The sequence below is a fragment of the Brevundimonas sp. FV1ps31S genome, from assembly GCF_058681265.1.
Map to the genome: position 1 here is coordinate 868,998 of NZ_CM178735.1, position 20,395 is coordinate 889,392.

Sequence of the window (20,395 nt, forward strand, 5' to 3'; positions counted from 1 at the left end):
ACGCCCATGGTCATGCAGACCCAGGCCGGCGGACCGGGCGCCTTCGCCCGGTTCGACCTGAACCGCGTCCCGTCGCCCGCCTTCGTGGTCGACGAGGTCGCGGTGCGTCGCAACCTGTCGGTCCTTCAGGACGTCGGGGCGCGCGGAAACGCCCGGGTCCTGCTGGCCCTGAAGGCCTTTTCCATGTGGTCGCTGGCCGACGTCGTCGGGGAATACCTCGACGGCGTCTGCGCCTCCGGCCTGTGGGAGGCGCGGCTGGCGCGGGAGTTCTATCAGGGCCACCTGACCACCTATTCCCCCGCCTACAAGCCCGCCGACCTGCCCGAGATCCTGCGTCTGTCGGACACGGTCATCTTCAACGCTCCGGACCAGATCGCCCGCTTCGCCGATCTGATCGCCGCCGCCCGCGCAGAGGGTCAGGTGTTCGACATCGGCCTGCGGCTGAACCCGGAGCATTCGGAAGGCGAGGTCGCCAAATACGACCCCTGCCAGCTGGGCTCGCGCCTCGGCTTCCCGGTGTCGCAGCTGACGCCGGTGCATCTGGACGGCGTCGACGGCCTGCACATCCACGCCCTGTGCGAACAGGGGTTCGAGCCGCTGGAGCGGATCTGGCAGGCCGTGGAGCCGAAGCTCGCGCCCCTGTTGCCGGATCTGAAATGGATCAACCTGGGCGGCGGCCACCATGTGACCCGCGCCGACTACCGCATCGACGCCCTGGTCGGCTTCCTGAAGGATCTGGGCGAGCGCTACGGGCTTCAGGTCTATATCGAGCCGGGCGAGGCCATTGCGCTGGACGCCGGCATATTGGTGGGCGAGGTGCTGGACACCTTCCACAACGGCATGGCCATCGCCATCACCGACATCTCGGCGACCTGTCACATGCCGGACGTGATCGAGGCGCCCTATCGCCCGGCCATGCTGAACGAGGCCGAGGGCGGCGTGACCTATCGGCTGGGCGGCCCCTCCTGCCTGGCCGGCGACATCATCGGCGACTATGGCTTCGCCACTGCGCCGACGCCGGGAACCCGCATCGCCTTCCTGGACCAGGCCCACTATTCGATGGTGAAGACCAACACCTTCAACGGGGTGCCGCTGCCGGCCATCGCCCTGTGGAACAGCGACACCGACGCGCTGAAACTGGTCCGCGAATTCGACTATTCAGAGTTTCGTGACCGCCTGTCCTGACTGATAGAACCTCGACAAATTCTCCAGAATTTGTCGAGGGTTTCTCCAGATTCAGACCGCCAGAATCCAGCCTTCTTCCTGCTCGACCTGGGCGATCAGCTCGGGCGTCGCGTCCTTGGGTGGACCGAAAGCCTTGGCCAGATCGCCGGCTTCGTCCATCTGGGCCAGGGCCTCGGCGGTCGACCGGACCTGGGCCTGATCCTTGAACTCGCCCTCATTGGGCTTGCCGTCGAACATGGACGGCCAGACCTCGACCACCAGGGCCGACAGGGGCTCGACATCCTCGGGCGTCAGCGCGCGCCAGCCGGTGCCGAACGGCCAGACGGTGCCCGAAGACCCCAGGCTTTCCAGTAACCTGCGCACGGCCGGGATGCCCACCAGCGTCTGGCCGCCCACGGCGCCGGCGCCGTGCATCTGCCACACGCTCTTGGGCTGCAGCTTGCCCTTGCGCGCCGCATTCTCGGTCGCCCGGAACTCGGGAATGTCGGCGCCTGCGCCGACCGGAGGCTTGGTCGTGGTCAGCCAGCGCTGCGCCTGCTTGGCCGGGGCGCCCCACAGCGGCCAGGCCTCGTCCGTCATCAACCGGTTCATCTTGGCTGCCACCTGATAGCGGTTGTTCGTATTATCGGCCTTGTCCACGACGTTGGACGCGATGAATTTCCACATGGCTTGCCAAGGGGTTCCGTCCAGCTTCAGCCGCGCGGCCGTGCCGACCGGATAGCCGAAATTGAAGTCCAGCCCGACCAGAACCCTGTCGCCGCGCTTCCTGTGATCCGCCAGGATCGAGGCCAGCAGGGCCTCGCCCTCGGCCCGCGTGGCGACATTGTGCGTCTCGGTATAGAGGCGGAACCGCACGTCGCGCTTGGCCACCCCGATCCACAGCGAGGTGTCGCCGAGTTTCTTGGTTTCGGCGGCGGTCCAGTCGGCGACGACATAGGCGTCGAATAGGCGGGCCAAGGCGGCCTCCCGTAAAAAGGCGTGTCGTTAGGAATGAGCGGGGGTTCTAGACCTCTCGCCGCCCAATCGGAAGGGGGCGATGGGTTTCCGTCAGCCCTTCAGCAGGGCTTCCAGGTGCGACAGCCAGCGCCGGCCCAGCCGCAGCGCCTCGCCGGGAGAGCCGGTCTCGCCTGCAAAACTGGCGCCCCAAAGGGCCAGCTCGAACTCGGGATGGCGGGCGTCCGCGAACATCAGCCGCAGCACCACCTGTTCGGCGTCGGGCGCCAGAACGTCCAGCGCCTTGCGCGCCTCGCCGCGCCGGATGCGGGCGACCACATGGCCGTCGACGATGATCTCGCCGCCCTCGACCTCCTCGAAGGCGTAGGCCAGGCCGTGGGCGCCGTTGGCCCACAGCACCACCACCTGTTCGATGTCGAAGTTCAGGGCGCAGGCCCGGCCCTCGCGCGGTGAAACCGCCTCGACCTCAGGCGGGACGCCCAGGGCCTTCAGCAAGGCGCGGCGGATGCGGCGCGGCGGTTCCATCCACCAGGACAGGGCCAGGGCCAGGGTCGTCAGCAGGGCCGCCGCCAAGGCGATCAGCAGGATCACCCGCACGACCTCGGCCATGGCTCAGACCTCCGTCCCGGCCGACAGGTCGATATCGACCACCACCGGCACATGGTCGCTGGGCTTGTCCATGTCGCGCGCATCGCGATGAGTCTCGATCCCGCGTAGACGGTCCGCCGCCTGGGGCGACAGCAGGGCGAAGTCGATGCGGATCCCGTGGTTCCTCTGCCAGGCGCCGGCCTGGTAGTCCCAGAAGCTGTAGGTGCCGGCGGGTTCGCCTCCGACCTCATGCGCGTCGGCCAGGCCCAGGTTCTTCAGGGCGCGAAACGCCTGGCGGCTCTGGGGCTGGAACAGGGCGTCGTCGGTCCAGGCGGCCGGGTTCTTGGCGTCTTCCGGCTCGGGAATGACGTTATAGTCGCCGCACAGGGCCAGCGGCTCCTCGAAGGCCAGCAGGCCGCGCGCGTGACGGTTCAGCCGTTCGAACCAGGCCAGCTTGTAGTCGAACTTCTCGGTCCCGATCAGATTGCCGTTGGGCAGATAGATGGACGCCACCCGGATCGGCCGGGGGGCTTCGATCACCGCTTCCAGATAGCGCGCCTGTTCGTCGGTCTCGTCGCCCGGCAGGCCGCGCCGGATGTCCGACAGCGGATATTTCGACAGCATGGCCACGCCGTTATAGCTCTTCTGACCGTGGGTCTCGACATTATAGCCCAGGCTCTCGAAGGCCTCGCGCGGGAATTTCTCGTCCACGCATTTGATTTCCTGGAAACAGGCGACGTCGGGGGCGGCCTGCTCCAGCCAGGCCAGCACGGTGGGCAGGCGGGCGTTGACCGAGTTCACGTTCCAGGTGGCGATGCGCATGACGGCGACGGTAGGGCGCGTCACGGTTTCGGAAAAGAGGCCGCGCAAAACAAAAGGGCCGCCGGATCGCTCCGGCGGCCCTTCATGCGTCTGGTCTGTAGCGTATTACAGCCGGCCGGCCGGAGCCGCTGGAGCCGGAGCCGCGGCGGGCGCCGGGGTCAGGGTGCAGCCGCCGCCGATCTGTTGCGCCGTGGCGCAGGGATAGACCTGCTGGACGGCGTGTTCGGCGTTGGTGCGGGCGATGAAGCCGTCGCCGGCGGCGCATTTGGCTTCATAGAAGCGGCCATTGGTGTTCTGGCCCATCAAGCGCGCCTCCGTGACGTCGCAAGCGGCGGCGTCGGATCCGGCGAGCCAGGTCTTCACCGACGCGGCGATTTCAGTCGGAGTCGTGAACCGGCATTCCGCACGCTCGGCCACGACCTGGACGCACTCGGTCTTGTTCCAGGCGCCGGCGATCTTCTTGATCCAGTAGCCCTGCTCGGCGGCGCAGCCGACCTCGTAGACGATGGCGTCTTCGTTCGACTTGCCCACGACCCGGACCTCGTCGACGGTGCAGGGGACGGCCGCCTGTTCGGCGTATTCGCGCAGGAAGCGTTGGGTGTCCAGGTTGGCCGGGATCGCGCACTGAGGACCGACGTCGGCTTCCGGGTTGGAGGCGCGAACCGTGGCTGCAGAGTTGGCCAGCACGACGCAGTCGGTCGCAAGGGGAGGAGTCTTGGACTCGATCATGTAGCCGGGGCCGGCCGCGCACGCGATCTCATAGACCGAGGTCTTTTCGGCGGTCGTGCCCAGAAGCTTGGCCTCGGTGACCTGGCAACCGGTGTTGGCCAGATTGGCCTGTTCCTGGGCCGCAGCCGTGATCTGTTCAGGGGTCAGGCGCGGCGCCCGCTCGCGGTTGCGGGCGGCCCGTCCGCCGGACGGACGCGTCGCGTTCTCGCGGGGATCGTCGGGGTTGTCGGTCTGGGCCGCGACAGGCGCGACGGTCGCGGCGCTGATGGCCAGCGCGATCAGCGCGACGGCGATGCGAAACTTCATGGGAACACCTTGGGGGCTGTGTCTGCTGCTTGTCGTGTGGCGTCGTATTGGGTCGGGGTCAAGGCGTCGGCTGGACGAGGGCGTTCGATCCAGCCTAGAGTTCGAGCGTTTCTATTGGAGACGGACTTGGCCGACGGACAGGCGACGACAAAGGCAGGCCGCGACGGCAAGGGGGTGAGCTATCCGCTGTCCCTGACGCCCGCGCCCGGTGAAACCATAGAGGTCGCGCGCGGGGTGTGGTGGCTGCGGTTCTCGCTGCCTTTCCAGCTGAACCACGTCAACGCCTATGCGATCCGGGACGGCGACGGCTGGACGCTCGTCGACACAGGGCTTCGGACGCCCGATTCCGTCGCGGCCTGGGAACAGGTCCTGTCTCAGGGGCTGGAGGGGCGACCGGTCCGTCGACTGATCTGCACCCATATGCACCCCGATCACATCGGCCTGGCGGGGTGGCTGTGCGAGAGGACCGGCGCGCCCTTGCTGATGTCGCGCCTGGAATATGTCACCGCCCGCATGTTGATGGCCGAAGAGGCCGGGGACGCACCAACGGATGGTGAATTCTACTACCGCGCCGCGGGTTGGAGCGAGGCTCAGATCGAGCGTTGGCGCGCCGACTACGGCGGCTTCGGCAAAGGGGTGTCGCCCATGCCGCGCAGCTATCTCCGGCTGTCGGATGAGGACAGTGTCGAGATCGGCGGCGATGAATGGACCGTGGTCGTCGGGTCGGGTCACAGCCCGGAACATGTCTGTCTGTGGCGACGGTCCGACGACCTCTTCATCGCCGGAGACCAGATACTGCCTCGGATTTCATCGAACGTCTCGGTCTGGCCGACCGAGCCTCTGGCCGATCCGCTCGGCGACTGGATGGACTCCCTGGTCAAGCTGCGCGCGCTGCTGCCTGCAGGGGCCTTTATCCTTCCGGCGCACGGCGAACCCTTCTACGGCGTCCACGCCCGTCTCGACGCTCTGGAGCGCGGGCATGAGACGGCGCTGAAACGGCTTGAGCGGACCTTGCGTCAACCGTCTAGGGTGATCGACGGCTTCCCGGCCGTGTTTGGTCGGGCGGTCGGAGACGGAGTGCTGGGCATGGCCACGGGCGAGGCTCAGGCGCACCTGAACTATCTGGAAAAGCGCGGCCGCGCCCAGCGGACGCGTGACAAGAACGGCGTCGACTGGTGGACAGCCGTCAAACAGGACGAGGAAACGACGTGAGCGAACATATCCGCACCCAATTGGCCGACGGCGTCCTGACCCTGACGCTGGACCGAGCCGACAAGAAGAACGCAATCACCCAGGCCATGTATTCAGCCCTGTCCGAGGCCGTCGAACAGGCGCGGACCGACGATACGGTGCGGGTGCTGCTGCTGCGCGCCGAGGGCGACAGCTTCTCGGCCGGCAACGACATCGGCGATTTCATCGCCATCGGTGCCCAGACGGAACAGCCGTTCGACATGTCGGTGTTCCGCTTCCTCAAGGCGCTGGCCGATCTCGACAAGCCGTTGGTGGCGGCGGTGAAGGGGCGGGCGGTCGGCATCGGCCTGACCATGCTGCTGCACTGCGACCTGGTGGTGGTGGCCGAGGACGCCCTGCTGTCCGTGCCCTTCGTCAATCTGGCCCTGGCGCCCGAGGCGGCCTCCAGCCTGCTGCTGCCGGCGGTGATCGGCCATCAGCGGGCGTTCGAGATGTTCGCCCTGGGCGAGCCTCTGGACGGCAAGACGGCCCTGGCCTGGGGTCTGGCCAACCGCGCTGTCCCGGCCGATCAGGTCGAGGCGGCTGCGGCGGATCTGGCGGCCAAGGTGGCGGCGCGCGCGCCCAACTCCATCCGCAAGACCAAGCGGCTGATGCGCGACGCCGAAGGTCTGTGGGCGCTGATGCAACGCGAGGGCGAGGCCTTCGGGTCGCAGATGAAGAGCCCGGAGGCCATGGAGGCCTTCATGGCCTTTACCCAGAAACGGGCGCCGGACTTCTCCAAGATCGGTTGACCGTCACAAGACCGCGCCTTGATTTGGCGCGGCTTTGGTTCTAGGTGCGCGCGCCCCTGTCGGAGCGGTCATGTCGCACGCCCTAGTCCAGAATACGCTCCCCGCCGCTGTCGTCAGCTGCATCGACGTCGAGACTCCGGCTGACGCCGCCTGTGTCGAGGCCCTGGTCATGGCCGCCTTCGGGCCGGGCCGGTACGCCAAGACGGCCGAACGGCTGCGGGAGGGATCGCGACCGACGGCAGGCTTTGTCGCCCGGCGCGATGGCCGGCTCGTCGGTTCGGTGCGGCTGTGGCCGGTGACGATCGGCGAGACGTCCGGTCTGTTCCTGGGACCAATCGCCGTGGACGCCGCCATGCGCAGCGACGGTCTGGGCGCCGAACTGGTTCAAGCCTGTATCGACGAGGCCAGAGCGACGGGCGCGGGCGGGGTGCTGCTGGTCGGCGATCGGGCCTATTTCGAGCGTTTCGGCTTCATCGGGGCTCCGGATGCGCGCCTGCCCGGGCCTGTGGATCGCCGCCGGGTGCTGTGGCTGGCGATCAAGGCGGATACGGCGTCGGGCCTCGTTAGGATCGGCTGAGGCTTTCCCGGACGGCGCACCGCGCCTAAGTCATGTCCCATCATGACGAATATGGACGAAGCCAACACCGGTCTGAACGCAATCGCCGAGGCGGCGAAACAAGCCCCCGGCCGAGAGCTGCCCCCGGTGCACCTGTGGCGCCCCGAGCATTGCGGCGAGATCGACATCCTGATCCGTAGGGACGGCGTCTGGCTGCACGAGGGATCGCCGATCGGCCGCCCGGCTCTGGTGCGGCTGTTCTCCACCGTCCTGCGCAAGGATCCCGACGGCTATCATCTGGTGACCCCGGTCGAGAAGTTGCGGATCGCTGTCGAGGACCTGCCGTTCCGGGCCGTGGCGCTGCGGAGGGACGGCGATGACCTGATCTTCACCACCGACGTCGGCGACGAGGTCCGGGCCGGAGCGGCCGATCCGATCGTGGTGGAGACCGACGCGGCCACGGGCGAACCGGCGCCGCGCGTCCATGTGCGTCGAGACCTGTGGGCGCGCATCAGCCGTTCGGTCTTTTACGAACTGGTCGAGGCCGCCGAGACGGTGGAGGATCGTCTGCAGGTGCGATCCGGCGGTCAGGTCTTTTCGCTGGGGTCCGTGACATGAGCCTGGACACCTTGCGGCATCGGCTGGTTGATCGTCTGACGCCGGTCGAGACCTGGCGGCCGGAGTGGGTGGCGGCGCGGTCGGACTTCGATCTCAATCCCCAGGCCGCCCGGCCGGCACGGGATCTGAGGCCGGCGGCGGTGTTGATCCCCGTGGTGGCGCGGCCCGAAGGCGCGACGGTGCTGCTGACCCGGCGGGCCGACACCCTGGTGCGGCACACGGGCCAGATCGCCTTTCCCGGCGGACGGCTGGACCCCGGCGAAACCGCCGTCCAGGCCGCGCTGCGCGAGGCGGACGAGGAGGTGGCGCTGAACCCCGCGGCGGTCGAGGTTCTGGGTCTTTCCGACGCCTACGAGACCGGCACGGGTTTCCTGGTGACGCCGGTGATCGGCTGGCTGCGCGAGCCGCCCGAGACGACGCCGTCGCCTGATGAGGTGGCCGAGGTGTTCGAGACGCCGTGGGACTTTCTGATGGATGCGGCGAACCATCGCCGCGACTTCTACGACATGGACGAGGGGCTGAGGCGCTGGTTCTGGGCCATGCCCTGGGGCGAACGCTATATCTGGGGCGTGACGGCCGGCATCCTGAAGGGGCTCCACGCCCGGCTCTACGGCGACGAACCTGCGCCGGAGATCGCGGCCGAGGTGGACGCGGCCGAACAGGGGGCGGCATGAGCGTGTCGATGCTGGGCCAGCCTTGGCTGGAGGCGCCGGCCACCCGGGCGGTCATGGCGGCCCTGGAGGCTGCCGGCGGCCCCGACTGCGCCCGCTTCGTCGGCGGCTGCGTCCGGAACAGTCTTCTGGGGCGGTCGGTGGACGACATCGACATCGCCACGCGGCTTAGGCCGGAACAGACGATGGCGGCCCTGAAGGCGGCGGGACTGAAGGCCGTGCCGACCGGGCTGGAGCACGGCACGGTCACCGGGGTGTCGGAGCGCAAACCCTATGAGATCACGACCCTGCGTCGGGACGTGGAGACCGACGGGCGCCGGGCGGTTGTCGCCTTCACCGAGGACTGGGCCGAGGATGCGGCGCGGCGGGATTTTCGCCTGAACGCTCTCTACGCCGATGGGGAGGGGACGGTATTCGACCCGACCGGCGGCGGTTTGACGGACGCGGCCGAGGGGCGGATCGTCTTCGTGGGCGAGGCCCAGACGCGGATCCGCGAGGACTATCTGCGCATCCTGCGCTTCTTCCGGTTCCAGGCCTGGTACGGACGCGGCGAACCCGATCCGATCGGGTTGGCGGCGTGTGCGGCCCTGAAAGACGGCATGGCGCGACTGTCGGCCGAGCGGGTGTCTAAGGAACTGCTGAAGCTGCTGGCGGCGCCGGATCCCCGGCCGGCGGTCCGCGCCATGGCCGACACGGGCGTTCTGTCCGAGGTCTTGCCCGAAGCCCAGCCTCTGGCGCTGTTCGAAGCCCTGTGCGCATCGAGCCTGGATCCGGTGCTGCGTCTGTCGGCCCTTCTGCCGGCGGACGCGGAGACCGTCGTACGCACGGCGGAGCGCCTGCGGCTGTCGAATGCGATGCGTGACCGGCTGGCCGCCGCCGTGGCCGATGGGCCCGCCGTGACGCCCGGTATGACTGATGCGGAGGCGCGAAAGGCCATCTACCGGCTGGGGCGGGCGGTCTTTGAGGATCGACTGAAGAGGGCCGAGGCGGCGGAAGGCGGGGACGGCGCCCGCTTAAGGCGTCTGGCCGAGGCATGGGCGGCGCCGAAAATGCCGGTGGGGGGGCGCGATCTGGCGCATCTCGGTCTGAAACCCGGCCCGGAGACGGGGCGAATCCTGAAAGCCTTCGAGGACGCCTGGGTCGCCGACGATTTCCCCGACCAGGGTCACGAGGCGCGGGTAAGGGCGCTTATGGCTCCGCCCGAGTAAATTCCGTGATCACCGGATAGTGGTCCGAGCCTGTGGGCCGCCCGATGCGCCGGCTGATCAGGGCCAGGTCTTTGGAACGATAGACCTGGTCGATGGTGATGCCCAGGACGCCGGGCAGGCGACTGGGCCAGGTGCCCGGGAATCCGGGGGCGGGGACCAGGTTCAGATCACGCTGGATCTGACGACCGATGCGGGCGGTGGAGACGCTGTTGAAATCGCCGGCGATGACGGTCGGACCGGGCGCCGCAGCCTGGCGCCGGGCCGTCAGGGCCATGACCTGGGTGATCTGGCCCCACTGATACTCATATGGCCAGGGCCGGGTCAGATGGACGCCGAAGACGGTCACGGGCCCGAGCGGCGTGTCGACGACGGCCCCGATCGCGCTGAGACCGTCGGGCCGCGAGGGCAGTCGGCCCGAGATCGGATAACGCGAAGCCACGATGGACAGGGCCCTGCCGCTGGGGTCTTGTTGACGCCCCATGACGGCGCGATTGGGATAGCCGGCCAGGATCTCGTCCAACCGGTCCGAAGGCGCGTCGCCGACCTCGACCAGGACGACGATGTCGGCGTCCGCGGCGGCGATCGAGCCACGGATGGCGTCGACATCCGTGTTTCTGACCCAAAGATTGGCCGAATACAGCCGGACTATCGGCTGGCCCGCTGCGGGCCGGCCCAGGGGCGGCGCCCACTGGGGCCAGACGGCGAAGACCAGGACCAGGACGGACGCGCCGCCGACGGCCGTGGCCGGCCACAGTCGCAGGACGGCGCAGACCAGGGTCAGCGATCCGGCCGCCAGCAGCATCGGAGCGGTGAATTGGGCCAGGATGTCCACCCAGCGATGACCGATCCCGCTGAGGGCCGCCGCGCCGAAGAGGGACAGGCCGACCAGGATCAGGAAGGCCGCCGTATTGACCGCTGGCTTCAGCAGGGACATCCGTTGTTGCCTTTCTTGGTGAACGCTGTTGGCTATGCCGCGTTAGGGCGACGCTGGGAAAGGCGCGACATGGCTAGACGGTCGATCAAGGATATCGAGAAGATCTGGTCCAATGTCGAGGGGATCAAGAAGCTGTCGGACAGGGTCATCGGCATCGGGCCGTTCGGGATCGGCATGGATGGCCTGCTGACCTGGGTGCCGGTGGTGGGCACCGTCTATACCGTGGGCACGGGGGGCTGGCTGATCCTGCAGGCGATCCGGGCCAAGGCCTCGCCGGCGACCCTGGCGCGGATGGCGGCCTATATGGCGGTCGACACGGCGACGGGAACCGTGCCCCTCGCGGGAGACGTGGTCGACACCTTCTTCCCGGGACAGCTTCTGGCGGCCAAGGCGCTGCAGAAGGACATCGAGACCAGCCACTGGGTCGAGGACTCCGCAGCCAACGCCAAGGCCAGCGGCGACCACGAGCGCCATCTCGAGACGGTCAGAAACGACAGCAAGCTGAGGCGCGTCGTCTATCTGCACGACTGAATCTGGCGCGTCCACGCGCCCCGGATTGCCTAATCCCAGAAGTTTTCCGCTGTAAATCCAGCGGGCTGGCCAGAAATTCCGCCGTTCAGCGCGCCTGGGTCGCCGGCGCCTCCAGACTGGTCTCCGACATCAACGGAGACCCTTATGAGCGACGATTTCACAGCGCGTCTGGCCCTGCCCTATCTGGCGGCGGGGCAGATGCAGAAACACGTGACCCTGAACGCGGCCCTGACCCGGCTGGACGCCCTGCTGCAGACGGCGGTGGTCAGCGCCACCCGCGCGACCTCGCCTGAAGCCCCCTTCGACGGCGATCTCTTCATCCTTCCCCAGGACGCCCAGGGTCCGGGATGGATCGGCCGCCCGGCGGGAACCCTGATGCGGTTCGAGGCGGGCGGCTGGAGCGTCGTACCCACCCCGGTCGGCCTGATCGCCCTGGTCCTGGACGCAGGGATCATGATGGTGCGCCTCGACGCTGGCTGGAGCCCGCTGGGGCTCAGCCTGGGCGAAGTGCAGGCCCTGTCCCGGCTGGGGATCGGCACGACGGCGGACGCCGGCAATCCGCTGGCGGTCAAGAGCAACACCGCCCTGTTCACCGCGCGCGGAACGGGGGAGGGAGGCGACGGGGACCTGCGTCTGACGCTGAACAAGGAAGCGGCGGGCGACGTCCTGTCGCTGCTGTTCCAGAGCGGCTACGGCGGCCGGGCCGAACTGGGCCTGGTCGGCGACGAGGACCTGAGCCTGAAGGTCAGCGCGGACGGGGGCGCATGGCGGCGCGCCTTTGCGGTCGACCGTGCGTCGGGGCGGATCGCTTTCGATGCGGGCGCGACACGGCGCGAGACCACTGCCTTCACCCATGACGGCCTCTACGAACCGCCCGCCTGGGCGGGCTGGATCGAGGCGGTCTGCGTCGGCGGCGGCGGCGGCGGCGGATCGGGCATGGCGGGAGCGTCCGGCTCAGCGCGCTTCGGCGGGGGCGGCGGCGGCGCCGGCGGGCTGACCGAGATCCGGTGGTCCGTCGCGGATCTGACCGGGGCCCTGACGATCACCGTCGGCGCCGGCGGCGCCGGCGGGACGAGCGCCGCCGGGGCGGGAACACAGGGAGGCGCGGGCGGCGCCTCGACGGTCAGCCAGACCGGTTCGGTGCTGGCGCGGGCGGGCGGCGGATCGGGCGGGGCGGGCGGAACTGCGGCGGCGGGCGTGGGCGGCGACGGCGGCCTGGGGCTGAGGGCGGCCAATCCCGGGGGCTCCAGTTCGACTTCCGCGACGGCGGCGGCCGGCGGCGAGACCGCCTGTCCGGACGGTCCGGGCGGCGGCGGCGGAGGCGGCGGCCTGGCGACAAGCAATGTCGCCCGAGCCGGGGGCGTCGGCGGCGCGGGCGCTGGCGTGGGCCGGCGAGCCTCCGGCGGCGTTGCGGGCGCGGCGGGCCAGGCCTCGTCCCTGCCCAACCTGTCCTGGGTCGGCGGCGGCGGCGGCGGCGGGAACGCGGCATTAAGCGGCGCCAGCTCGACGGGCGGCGCCGGCGCCATCTTCGGCGCAGGCGGCGGCGGCGGGGGAGCGGGCCTGAGCCTGTCCGGCGCAGGCGGCGCGGGCGCGGCGGGCGTGGTCCGCATCACGGCTGTCGGATGAACCGCCGGCCCCCAGCACGACCCGTCGAGGTGCTCGAGGCGGAGGCCTGGGACGCGCCCGAAACACTGAACGACGCCGACCGGCGTGCTCACACCGGATTCGACGGCCCCTGTGCGGGCGGAATCCATGAAGAGGAGGACGACCTATGACCGATCCACGGCTTTCCGCCGCGTCTCCGCCGGACCAGCCTCTCGCCGAGGCGCGGTGGCTGTGGCGCAGGCTGTACGCCTTCACCATCAGCGCCGGCCTGTGGCTGCTGTTGATACGCACCGTGGCGCGAATGCCGGCCGAGAGGCTGCCCCGGGTGGCCGACGGCCTGATGGGGCTGATTGCGCTGATCCTGGTTCTTTATCTCGTGGCCCCGACGGCCCAGCAGTTGGCGACCCTCGTCGCCACTACGCGGTTCAGGGCGCTGGGGGGCCGGCCATGAGTTTTCGGCTATCCGCCCGATCACGCGCGCGGCTGAATGGCGTCCACCAAAGCCTGACCGCCGTGGTCGAGGCGGCGATCATCCGAAGTCCGGTGGATTTCATGATCACCGAGGGACTGCGCACGGCCGCGCGTCAGGCCGCCCTTGTCGCGGCCGGCGCCAGCCGCACGCTGAAGTCGCGCCACCTGACGGGCCATGCCGTGGACGTGGCGGCTCTGGTCGACGGCCAGGTTCGCTGGGACTGGCCCCTGTACGCCCCGATCGCGGAGGCCTTCAAGGCGGCGGCGCACGAGCGGGGCGTTCCCATTGTGTGGGGCGGCGACTGGAAGACGCTGCGCGACGGGCCCCATTTCGAACTGGACAGGAGGGCCTTCCCATGAGGGCGATGGCGTTTCTGAAGCTCCTGCCGCCGTGGGCCTGGGGCACGGCGGGAGTCGCGACGGCGGGCGCCGTGGCGATCCTGCTCGGCGCCCTGGGCTTTCGCTGGGATCCGCTGGACCTCCAGCACCGGCGGATGGTCGCGGCGGAGGCGCGAGCCGCTGCGGCCGAGGGGCAGGCCCAGGCCGAGGCCGCGGCTCGCCGGCTCGAGACCGAGGCGGCCGACGACCAGTTGCGTCGCCTTGACGATTTTCAACAACAGCAGACGGCGGCGACGCGGGCGACCGCGACCGCCGTCGCACAGGCAAGGACAGCCGATGACGCCGAAACCCCTCTGGAAAGCCGCCGCGCCGATCGTCTGCGCGGCCATGACCGCGAGCTGTGCCGCCTCGCCCCCGACCTCGACGGTTGCGCCGCCCAGGCTGAACCTGCCGCCGGCGGCGACGCGGTCTTGCGCCCTGGCGGTGCTGCCGGCTGAAGCCACGACCGCCGATCTGGACGCCGCCTATCTGCTGCGTGGGGCCCAGATCCTGGCCTGCGACGCGGCGCGGCGTCTGGCGGTCGAGACCCTCTGGGCCGAACGGGCGATGCAGGACGATCAGAGACTCGGAGGAAAAAAGAGCCAGCCTTGATCCGAGGGGCAAAAACGACTCGGCAACTTCTGCCGTCGCCTGGCGGGAGTTGCCGGGCGTCCTGTTGCGAGCAGAATAATTATTCTGAAAAATCAAAGGGAAATGCTTGGACGCAACCCGCTTCAAGCTGGCCCCGCCCTTGCTTTCTAGAGATCGAGCAAAATGCTCCTGGCGCTAAAATGGCGCTGGACATCACACGAAGTGAAGAGGACAGCCAAAATGGCTAACAACAGCATCAACGTGAACGTCGGCGCCATGGTCGCGCTGCAAAACCTTAACGCGTCCAACAAGATGTTGGACGTGACGCAGAACCGTGTCTCCACGGGGATGAAGGTTTCCAGCGCCAAGGATAATGGCGCGATCTTCGCCATCGCGACGAACCAGCGCGCCGAGATGGGCGCGCTCAACTCCGTGATGCAATCGCAACAACGCGGCCAATCGATCGTCGACGTCGCCCTCGCCGCCGGCGACACCGTCGTCGCCGCCCTGACTGAAATGAAGGCCCTTGCCGTGGCCATCGAGGCGGGCGGCAGCTCGGCGACGACCACCGCGCTCCAAAACGACTACGACGCCCTGCAGGACGAAATCGACAAGGCTCTGGCCGGCGCCAACTTCGACGGCGTCAACCTGTGGACCGACGGCGCCGTGACCGGCGTCATCACCGACACCTCCGGCGGCACCTTCTCCATCGGCATCGCCGCCGCCAGCGACGGCACGCCCACGGCTACGACCGCAGCGGCGGTTCAGACCGCGATCGACGCCTTCACGGCCGATCTGGCGACCCTGGGCACTCAGTCCAAGTCTCTGGATCGCCAGGTGACCTTCACCAGCAAGCTGCAGGACGCCGTCGAAGCCGGCATCGGCAATCTGGTCGACGCCGATCTAGCCAAGGAAAGCGCACGCCTGACCGCACTCCAGACCAAGCAGCAGCTGGGAGTTCAAGCCCTGTCGATCGCCAACTCGTCCAGCTCGATCCTGGTCAGCCTGTTCCGATCCTAAGCGCGCGGGCGCATCGGCCTCTCTGGCCTGCGCCTCAAAATCAAACGTCAAAAAGGCGGTCGGACCTCGGTCCGGCCGCCTTCTTGCTTGGCTGGCAGCTTTTGCCCGGCAGAGTTTTCCTACCTGGTCGGCAAGATTTGCCTCACTCGGCGAAATCTGCCGGGAAGGATTAACATAAACAACCATATAACGCTTATAAAACAATAGCCTGTAGGGCGGCGAGTTAACGGTTCCTGGCCCGGCAATTGCTTCACTTCAAATGGGCAAAAAGCTCCCGGCTGTCAAAATGACGCCGGACATCACGAAGTGAAAAGGACAGCCAAAATGGCTAACAGCGTTAACACGAACTATGGCGCCAACATCGCTCTTCAGAGCCTGAACGCCACCAACAAGTCCCTGGCCATGACGCAAAACCGCGTCAGCACCGGCCAGGCCGTTTCGTCCGCCAAGGACAACGGCGCCATCTTCGCCATCGCCACCAACCAGCGCGCTGAAATGGCCGCCCAAGGGGCCGTCAAGCAATCGCTGCAACGTGGTCAGTCCATCGTCGACGTCGCTCTGGCGGCCGGCGAAACCGTCGTCGCGGCTTTGACGGAAATGAAGTCGCTGGCCGTCGCCATCGAAGCCGGCGGTTCCTCCGCCACGACCACCGCTCTGCAAGCCGACTACGACGCCCTGCAGACCGAAATCGACAGCGCTCTCGCCGGCGCCAACTTCGACGGCGAAAATCTGTGGACCGCTTCGGTTTCCGTGATCACCGATACGTCGGCGTCGACGTTCACGGTCGGCATGGCCTCGCCCGCCGACGGCACCCCGGCCGGCGCCACCGCTGCTCAAGTCCAGACCGCAATCGAGGCCTTCACGGCCGACATGGCGACCCTGGGTTCGCAGTCGAAGTCGCTGGACCGTCAGGTCACCTTCGCCGGCAAGATGGAAGACGCCCTGGAAGCCGGTATCGGCAACCTGGTCGACGCCGATCTGGCCAAGGAAAGCGCCAAGCTGACCGCCCTGCAAACCAAGCAACAGCTCGGCGTGCAGGCGCTGTCGATCGCGAACTCGTCCAGCCAGATCCTGCTGAGCCTGTTCCGCTAAGATGATCGGCCGGGGCGGCGGACGCCGCTCCGGCCCTTCACTCCCGTTTGAATCCAGAAGGGCGCGGATCTTCCGCGCGAGGAGCCATGGCTGACAATGTCGCGAGCGTGTCCTCGGTAAACTTCTTTCCTCCCGATCCTGCCGACGTCACCCCTGCCCCCACCCCCGCGCCGTCGCAGCCTTCGCTGCAGGCCGAGGATGCGGCGGAATCGACCAACTATCGCCTGACCATCGAGTCCGCCGAAAACGGTCGCTTTGTATACACGATCAGTGATCCGATCACGGGCAAGGTCGTGCTGAAACTCCCGCGGGAAGTCGTTCAGACTCTCGCCGATGACCCGGGCTACCGGGGCGGAAATCTGCTGAAGACCTCCGTCTAGACGAAGGGTGTTCAGGTCGAAGACTGCAACGCCTCCGGTTTGCCGGACGGCGCTATCGTGGTTTCTTCGCCGTTAACCATACGCTCACGACTCATGGTTAATCGTGTAGGGAACAGAAGTCCGGGGCTTGAAGCCATGACCACTAGCGTACACACCAACACCTCGGCGATGATCGCCCTGCAGAATCTGAACCGCACCAACGACCAGTTGGCGGCGACCCAGGGTCGAGTGAGCACCGGCCTCAAGGTTCAGGGCGCCAAGGACAACGCCGCCGTGTGGGCGGTCGCTCAGGGACAGCGAGCGGACAAGGGTTCGCTGGAGTCGGTGACGACCAGCCTGAATCGTGCGACCTCGATCGCCGACGTGTCGCTCGCTGCGGGCGAGCAGATTTCGGATCTCCTGATTGAACTGAAGGCCAAGGCGACGGCGGCGGCCGAACCCAGCGCCACGGCCGCCACCCGCGCCTCGTATGACCAGGAGTTCCAGGCCCTGCTGGGCTCCATCGGGTCGTTCTCGGCCAATGCGACGTTTGACGGCGCCAATATTCTGGACGGCACATCGACCGTCGCGTTGGATTTCCTGGCCAACGCCGACGCAACCGAAACCATTTCCCTGAACCGCCAAAACCTCACCGTCGCCGGCCTCAGCCTGACAGGTGAGGATTTGACCACCCAGGCGAACGCCGCCGATGCCCTGACGGCGGTGACAGCCGCGATCACGACGGCAAGTTCGCGTCTCGCGGAACTGGGCGCACAGGCCAAACAGATCGAACGCCATACGACCTTCGTCAGCAAGCTGTCCGACTCGCTGGAATCCGGCATCGGCAACCTCGTGGACGCCGATCTGGCCAAGGAAAGCGCCCGTCTTCAGGCGCTTCAGGTTCAGCAGCAACTCGGCGTGCAGGCCCTGTCGATCGCCAACCAGGCGCCGCAGGTCATCCTGTCGCTGTTCCAGAACTAGGCCCGACTTAAGAGTTCGTTATCGGCCCTCGGCGCATTCTGGGTAGCGGAGCCGATCGATGATCAACAACAGCTATCTGTTGGGACTGTACGGGGTGACGTCGTCAACGACGTCGTCCACGTCAAGCACGTCCACGACTCCAACCAAGCGCACCCAGCCTACGGCGCCCTGGACGGCGACGGAGAATGTCCCGACCGCCAGCGAAATGGTGCGGTCCGCCTTGGCGGGCCGTCGCATCGTCAACGAGGCGTCGGTGGACGTCGATCTGGCCTCAGCCTCCGACGACTATCGCAAGCTTTTCGCGACCTATCAGGCTCTCAACACGCTGTCCGCCCTGGCGGACCGGGCCGCCACCCGGGGCGTCAGTGCGTCGGAATCCGCTCTGCTGAACAAGCGGTTCGCCTCCGGAATGGCCGAGCTTTCGGCCTATCTGGCCGCAGCGAAGTTCGAAGGGTTCAGGATGGTCGACGGCGTCGCCCAGAACACCGTCAAGACAACCGCAGAAATCGAGAAGACGTCCAGCACCTTCATCACCGCGCCGGTGCACGAGGGGGCGCTCACCGAGACCGTCGACGCCTTCGAAGGCGACGTGCGCTTCTCCATCGGCGTCTCGATCGGGGGCGGCGCGCAGACGACGATCGACATCGACCTTGCGGACATGGGCTCGACCCCCCGCACATTCGACAATGTCACCGCCTTCATGAACGAACAGCTGGATGCGGCGGGCGTGGAGACCCGCATCGGGCGTGAGCAGATTCCAGGCGCCTCAAAGACGGTCAAGGTGGGGGACAAGACCGTCACCTTGCCGGCGGGTCCGGACCAGTGGGCGTTGAAGGTGTGGGGCGGGGCGGGTGAAACCGTCTCATTCTCCGCAGCAGAGACCTCCGACGCCGTCTATGTCACCCAGACCACTGGCGCTGGCGCGGAACTTCTGAAGTTCCAGGCCGACGGCGGAAGCGCGCCAACGGCGACGCAAGGGTTGGGCGAGACCTTCTGGGTCGAGGGAAGGGCCGGTCAGGTCGCCCTGCCGGACGGGGTCGCCGCCGTGCGGGACAGCGCCGTGGCCGCCGACGGCTCCGTCTGGGTGCTCGCCGACCTGACGGAGGGCGAAGACGCCCAACCGATCAAGGGGCAGCGCGACGTGGCCCTGATGAAGTTCGATTCCGCCGGGAACCTGACCCAGACCAAGCTGCTGGGGGCGGCGTCCAGCGCCAATGGCTTCTCGCTCGCCATCGCCGACGACGGCCGGATCGCGGTCGCCGGCTCGGTGACCGGCGCCCTGGACGCCGGCAAGAGCGGCGACGACGCCGCTGTCGCAGACAGTTTCGTCACCGTCTTCGACGCTTCGGGGCAGGAGGTCTGGACCCAGCGGCGCGGCGCCAAGGCCGCCGACGAGGCGACCGAGGTCAGCTTCGGCGCCGACGGCACGGTCTATGTCGCCGGTCGGTCGCGCTCCATGATGCCGGGCTCCGAGGGCGCGCTGGGCGGATGGGATGGCTACCTCCAGGCTTTCGGCGAGCATAGGCTGACCCCGACCTCGCCGCTCAGCGGTCTGATGGTGGGCGCGACCCAGTTCGGCACGGCCGGCGACGACAATGTCCAGGCCATGACGACCTCCGGCTCGAACCTCTATACCGCCGGGGTGGAGAACGGTCGGATCATGGTCCGTCAGTTCACGCTGGACGCCTCGGGCGCCCCGACCCTGGCGTCGACCCGCGATCTTGGCGCGGCTCAGGGCGGGATCGCCGGGATCACGGTCGACAACGGCCAGGTCATCCTGACGGGCCAGACCGACAACGCCGCTCTGGACGTCGGCGGCGCGACGAATTCACATGCAGGCGGCACGGACGTGTTCGTGGCCGTTCTGGACCCCGACCTGCAACCTTCCGCCAACGAGCGCCTGACCTATTATGGCGGCGCCGGCGTGGATACGGCGTCCGATGTTCAGGTCAAGGACGGCAAGGTCTGGATCACCGGCGTCGCCGACCGCCCCGGCGATGCCGCCAAGACCGATCCGACCCAGGCCTATCTGGCGCGGTTGGACCCTCTGACCGGCGCCGTCGAATACAGCCAGGCCTGGCGCGCCCAGGGCGACCAGGCGGTGACGGGCAGCCTGACGGTCGTGTCCGGCGGCGCCAGTGTTCTGGACAAGCTGGGCCTGCCGCAGGGCGAGATCATGCAGTCGGATTCCAAGCTGCTGACCGTCGCCACCTCCGCCCGCGCGGGCGACCAGTTCAGCATAACCCCCGGCAACAGCACGCGGGCCATAACCGTGACTATCGCCGCGAACGAGACGATGGCGAGCCTCGCCAAGAAGATCACTAGCGCCTCGAACCGGCAGCTCATCGCCACCGTGGTCACCGACAAGAAGGTCTCGCCGCCGACCGAACGGATCGAGATCAAAGCCGCCGAAGGCAAACAGGGCGCCACGGTCTCGTCGGGGGCGGTCGGCAAGGACGCCCTGGGCGCTCTGGGCCTGTCGCCGGGCTATATCGGGAACACGGGCGACAAGGAAAAGAAGGCCTATGGCCTCAATCTGACCAATGCGCTGAACCTTAGCAACGCCGACTCCATCAAGGCGGCGAACGACGCCCTGGCGAACGCCCTCACCGCGGTCAGGGCGGCTTACAAGTCGCTGGCGCCGTCGACCGCCGCCATCACCAACACCCAGACCGGCAACAAGTCGTCGACCGCCTATCAGCAGACGCAACTGGCCAACTTCCAGGCCGCGCTCAACCGCCTGACGGCCTGATCCGAGCCTCATCGCCCTATGCGACGGCTAGGCGGTTGACGCCCGGCGCCGGTTCCGGGTTA

23 protein-coding genes are annotated in these 20,395 nt (G+C 67.9%); 18 read left to right on the forward strand and 5 right to left on the reverse strand.

Going from position 1 to position 20,395, the window contains the following annotated elements; all coding sequences use genetic code 11:
- Nucleotides 1–6 precede the first annotated feature (6 nt).
- Complete coding sequence (locus ACVPT3_RS04035; RefSeq protein ID WP_492042917.1) at nucleotides 7–1,185, forward strand: carboxynorspermidine decarboxylase; 1,179 nt, start codon at nucleotides 7–9, stop codon at nucleotides 1,183–1,185.
- Between the two features lie 51 nt (nucleotides 1,186–1,236).
- Here ACVPT3_RS04035 and ACVPT3_RS04040 read toward each other — a convergent pair whose 3' ends face one another.
- The 4 genes from ACVPT3_RS04040 to ACVPT3_RS04055 form a co-directional block, all read right to left on the reverse strand.
- The gene (locus tag ACVPT3_RS04040) at nucleotides 1,237–2,142 is read right to left on the reverse strand and encodes a cobalamin biosynthesis protein CbiG (protein WP_492042918.1); all 906 of its coding nucleotides are present in this window, start codon (nucleotides 2,140–2,142) and stop codon (nucleotides 1,237–1,239) included.
- 90 nt (nucleotides 2,143–2,232) lie between these two features.
- A complete protein-coding gene (locus tag ACVPT3_RS04045; RefSeq protein ID WP_492042919.1) occupies nucleotides 2,233–2,748 on the reverse strand; it encodes a hypothetical protein in 516 nt (171 codons plus the stop codon).
- Nucleotides 2,749–2,751: 3 nt separating this feature from the next.
- Nucleotides 2,752–3,549 carry an exodeoxyribonuclease III gene (gene xth, locus ACVPT3_RS04050; RefSeq protein WP_492043785.1) on the reverse strand — a complete coding sequence of 266 codons (798 nt, stop codon included), beginning with the start codon at nucleotides 3,547–3,549 and terminating at the stop codon, nucleotides 2,752–2,754.
- Nucleotides 3,550–3,654: 105 nt separating this feature from the next.
- Nucleotides 3,655–4,584 (reverse strand): hypothetical protein, encoded by a 930-nt coding sequence (locus ACVPT3_RS04055; RefSeq protein ID WP_492042920.1) that lies wholly within the window; start codon nucleotides 4,582–4,584, stop codon nucleotides 3,655–3,657.
- Nucleotides 4,585–4,710: 126 nt separating this feature from the next.
- On the opposite strand from ACVPT3_RS04055, the gene ACVPT3_RS04060 reads away from it, so the two are divergent.
- The 6 genes from ACVPT3_RS04060 (at nucleotide 4,711) to ACVPT3_RS04085 (ending at nucleotide 9,619) form a co-directional block, all read left to right on the forward strand.
- On the forward strand, nucleotides 4,711–5,796 hold the full coding sequence (locus tag ACVPT3_RS04060) for an MBL fold metallo-hydrolase (protein WP_492042921.1): 1,086 nt from the start codon (nucleotides 4,711–4,713) through the stop codon (nucleotides 5,794–5,796).
- Nucleotides 5,793–6,566: an enoyl-CoA hydratase gene (locus ACVPT3_RS04065; protein ID WP_492042922.1), complete on the forward strand. Its 774-nt coding sequence runs from the start codon at nucleotides 5,793–5,795 to the stop codon at nucleotides 6,564–6,566. Before ACVPT3_RS04060 ends, ACVPT3_RS04065 begins: the two co-directional genes overlap by 4 nt.
- Nucleotides 6,567–6,636: 70 nt before the next feature.
- The gene (locus tag ACVPT3_RS04070) at nucleotides 6,637–7,143 is read left to right on the forward strand and encodes a GNAT family N-acetyltransferase (protein WP_492042923.1); all 507 of its coding nucleotides are present in this window, start codon (nucleotides 6,637–6,639) and stop codon (nucleotides 7,141–7,143) included.
- A gap of 51 nt (nucleotides 7,144–7,194) precedes the next feature.
- The gene (locus ACVPT3_RS04075) at nucleotides 7,195–7,740 is read left to right on the forward strand and encodes a DUF1285 domain-containing protein (protein ID WP_492043786.1); all 546 of its coding nucleotides are present in this window, start codon (nucleotides 7,195–7,197) and stop codon (nucleotides 7,738–7,740) included.
- On the forward strand, nucleotides 7,737–8,414 hold the full coding sequence (locus ACVPT3_RS04080; protein ID WP_492042924.1) for a CoA pyrophosphatase: 678 nt from the start codon (nucleotides 7,737–7,739) through the stop codon (nucleotides 8,412–8,414). The genes ACVPT3_RS04075 and ACVPT3_RS04080 overlap by 4 nt, the downstream gene beginning before the upstream one ends.
- Complete coding sequence (locus ACVPT3_RS04085) at nucleotides 8,411–9,619, forward strand: CCA tRNA nucleotidyltransferase (protein ID WP_492042925.1); 1,209 nt, start codon at nucleotides 8,411–8,413, stop codon at nucleotides 9,617–9,619. The genes ACVPT3_RS04080 and ACVPT3_RS04085 overlap by 4 nt, the downstream gene beginning before the upstream one ends.
- Here ACVPT3_RS04085 and ACVPT3_RS04090 read toward each other — a convergent pair.
- Nucleotides 9,600–10,553, reverse strand: coding sequence for an endonuclease/exonuclease/phosphatase family protein (locus tag ACVPT3_RS04090; protein WP_492042926.1), 954 nt, complete (start codon nucleotides 10,551–10,553; stop codon nucleotides 9,600–9,602). The two genes, ACVPT3_RS04085 and ACVPT3_RS04090, sit on opposite strands and share 20 nt — an antisense overlap.
- A gap of 69 nt (nucleotides 10,554–10,622) precedes the next feature.
- Here ACVPT3_RS04090 and ACVPT3_RS04095 point away from each other — a divergent pair, with 69 nt between their 5' ends.
- From ACVPT3_RS04095 to ACVPT3_RS04145, 11 genes are all read left to right on the forward strand, one after another.
- Nucleotides 10,623–11,084, forward strand: coding sequence for a DUF4112 domain-containing protein (locus tag ACVPT3_RS04095; protein WP_492042927.1), 462 nt, complete (start codon nucleotides 10,623–10,625; stop codon nucleotides 11,082–11,084).
- 144 nt (nucleotides 11,085–11,228) lie between these two features.
- Nucleotides 11,229–12,710, forward strand: coding sequence for a DUF2793 domain-containing protein (locus tag ACVPT3_RS04100; RefSeq protein ID WP_492042928.1), 1,482 nt, complete (start codon nucleotides 11,229–11,231; stop codon nucleotides 12,708–12,710).
- 145 nt (nucleotides 12,711–12,855) lie between these two features.
- Nucleotides 12,856–13,140 carry a hypothetical protein gene (locus ACVPT3_RS04105; RefSeq protein ID WP_492042929.1) on the forward strand — a complete coding sequence of 95 codons (285 nt, stop codon included), beginning with the start codon at nucleotides 12,856–12,858 and terminating at the stop codon, nucleotides 13,138–13,140.
- Nucleotides 13,137–13,520: a M15 family metallopeptidase gene (locus tag ACVPT3_RS04110; protein WP_492042930.1), complete on the forward strand. Its 384-nt coding sequence runs from the start codon at nucleotides 13,137–13,139 to the stop codon at nucleotides 13,518–13,520. The genes ACVPT3_RS04105 and ACVPT3_RS04110 overlap by 4 nt, the downstream gene beginning before the upstream one ends.
- Nucleotides 13,517–13,996 (forward strand): hypothetical protein, encoded by a 480-nt coding sequence (locus tag ACVPT3_RS04115; protein ID WP_492042931.1) that lies wholly within the window; start codon nucleotides 13,517–13,519, stop codon nucleotides 13,994–13,996. Before ACVPT3_RS04110 ends, ACVPT3_RS04115 begins: the two co-directional genes overlap by 4 nt.
- Nucleotides 13,983–14,150 carry a hypothetical protein gene (locus ACVPT3_RS04120; RefSeq protein WP_492042932.1) on the forward strand — a complete coding sequence of 56 codons (168 nt, stop codon included), beginning with the start codon at nucleotides 13,983–13,985 and terminating at the stop codon, nucleotides 14,148–14,150. The genes ACVPT3_RS04115 and ACVPT3_RS04120 overlap by 14 nt, the downstream gene beginning before the upstream one ends.
- Before the next feature lie 219 nt (nucleotides 14,151–14,369).
- Nucleotides 14,370–15,149: a flagellin gene (locus ACVPT3_RS04125; RefSeq protein WP_492042933.1), complete on the forward strand. Its 780-nt coding sequence runs from the start codon at nucleotides 14,370–14,372 to the stop codon at nucleotides 15,147–15,149.
- Nucleotides 15,150–15,473: 324 nt separating this feature from the next.
- Nucleotides 15,474–16,241, forward strand: a complete 768-nt coding sequence (locus ACVPT3_RS04130) for a flagellin (RefSeq protein ID WP_492042934.1) — start codon at nucleotides 15,474–15,476, stop codon at nucleotides 16,239–16,241.
- Between the two features lie 86 nt (nucleotides 16,242–16,327).
- Nucleotides 16,328–16,621: a hypothetical protein gene (locus ACVPT3_RS04135; protein ID WP_492042935.1), complete on the forward strand. Its 294-nt coding sequence runs from the start codon at nucleotides 16,328–16,330 to the stop codon at nucleotides 16,619–16,621.
- A gap of 135 nt (nucleotides 16,622–16,756) precedes the next feature.
- On the forward strand, nucleotides 16,757–17,581 hold the full coding sequence (locus ACVPT3_RS04140; RefSeq protein ID WP_492042936.1) for a flagellin: 825 nt from the start codon (nucleotides 16,757–16,759) through the stop codon (nucleotides 17,579–17,581).
- A gap of 58 nt (nucleotides 17,582–17,639) precedes the next feature.
- Nucleotides 17,640–20,333, forward strand: coding sequence for a transcriptional regulator (locus ACVPT3_RS04145; protein ID WP_492042937.1), 2,694 nt, complete (start codon nucleotides 17,640–17,642; stop codon nucleotides 20,331–20,333).
- Nucleotides 20,334–20,395 lie beyond the last annotated feature (62 nt).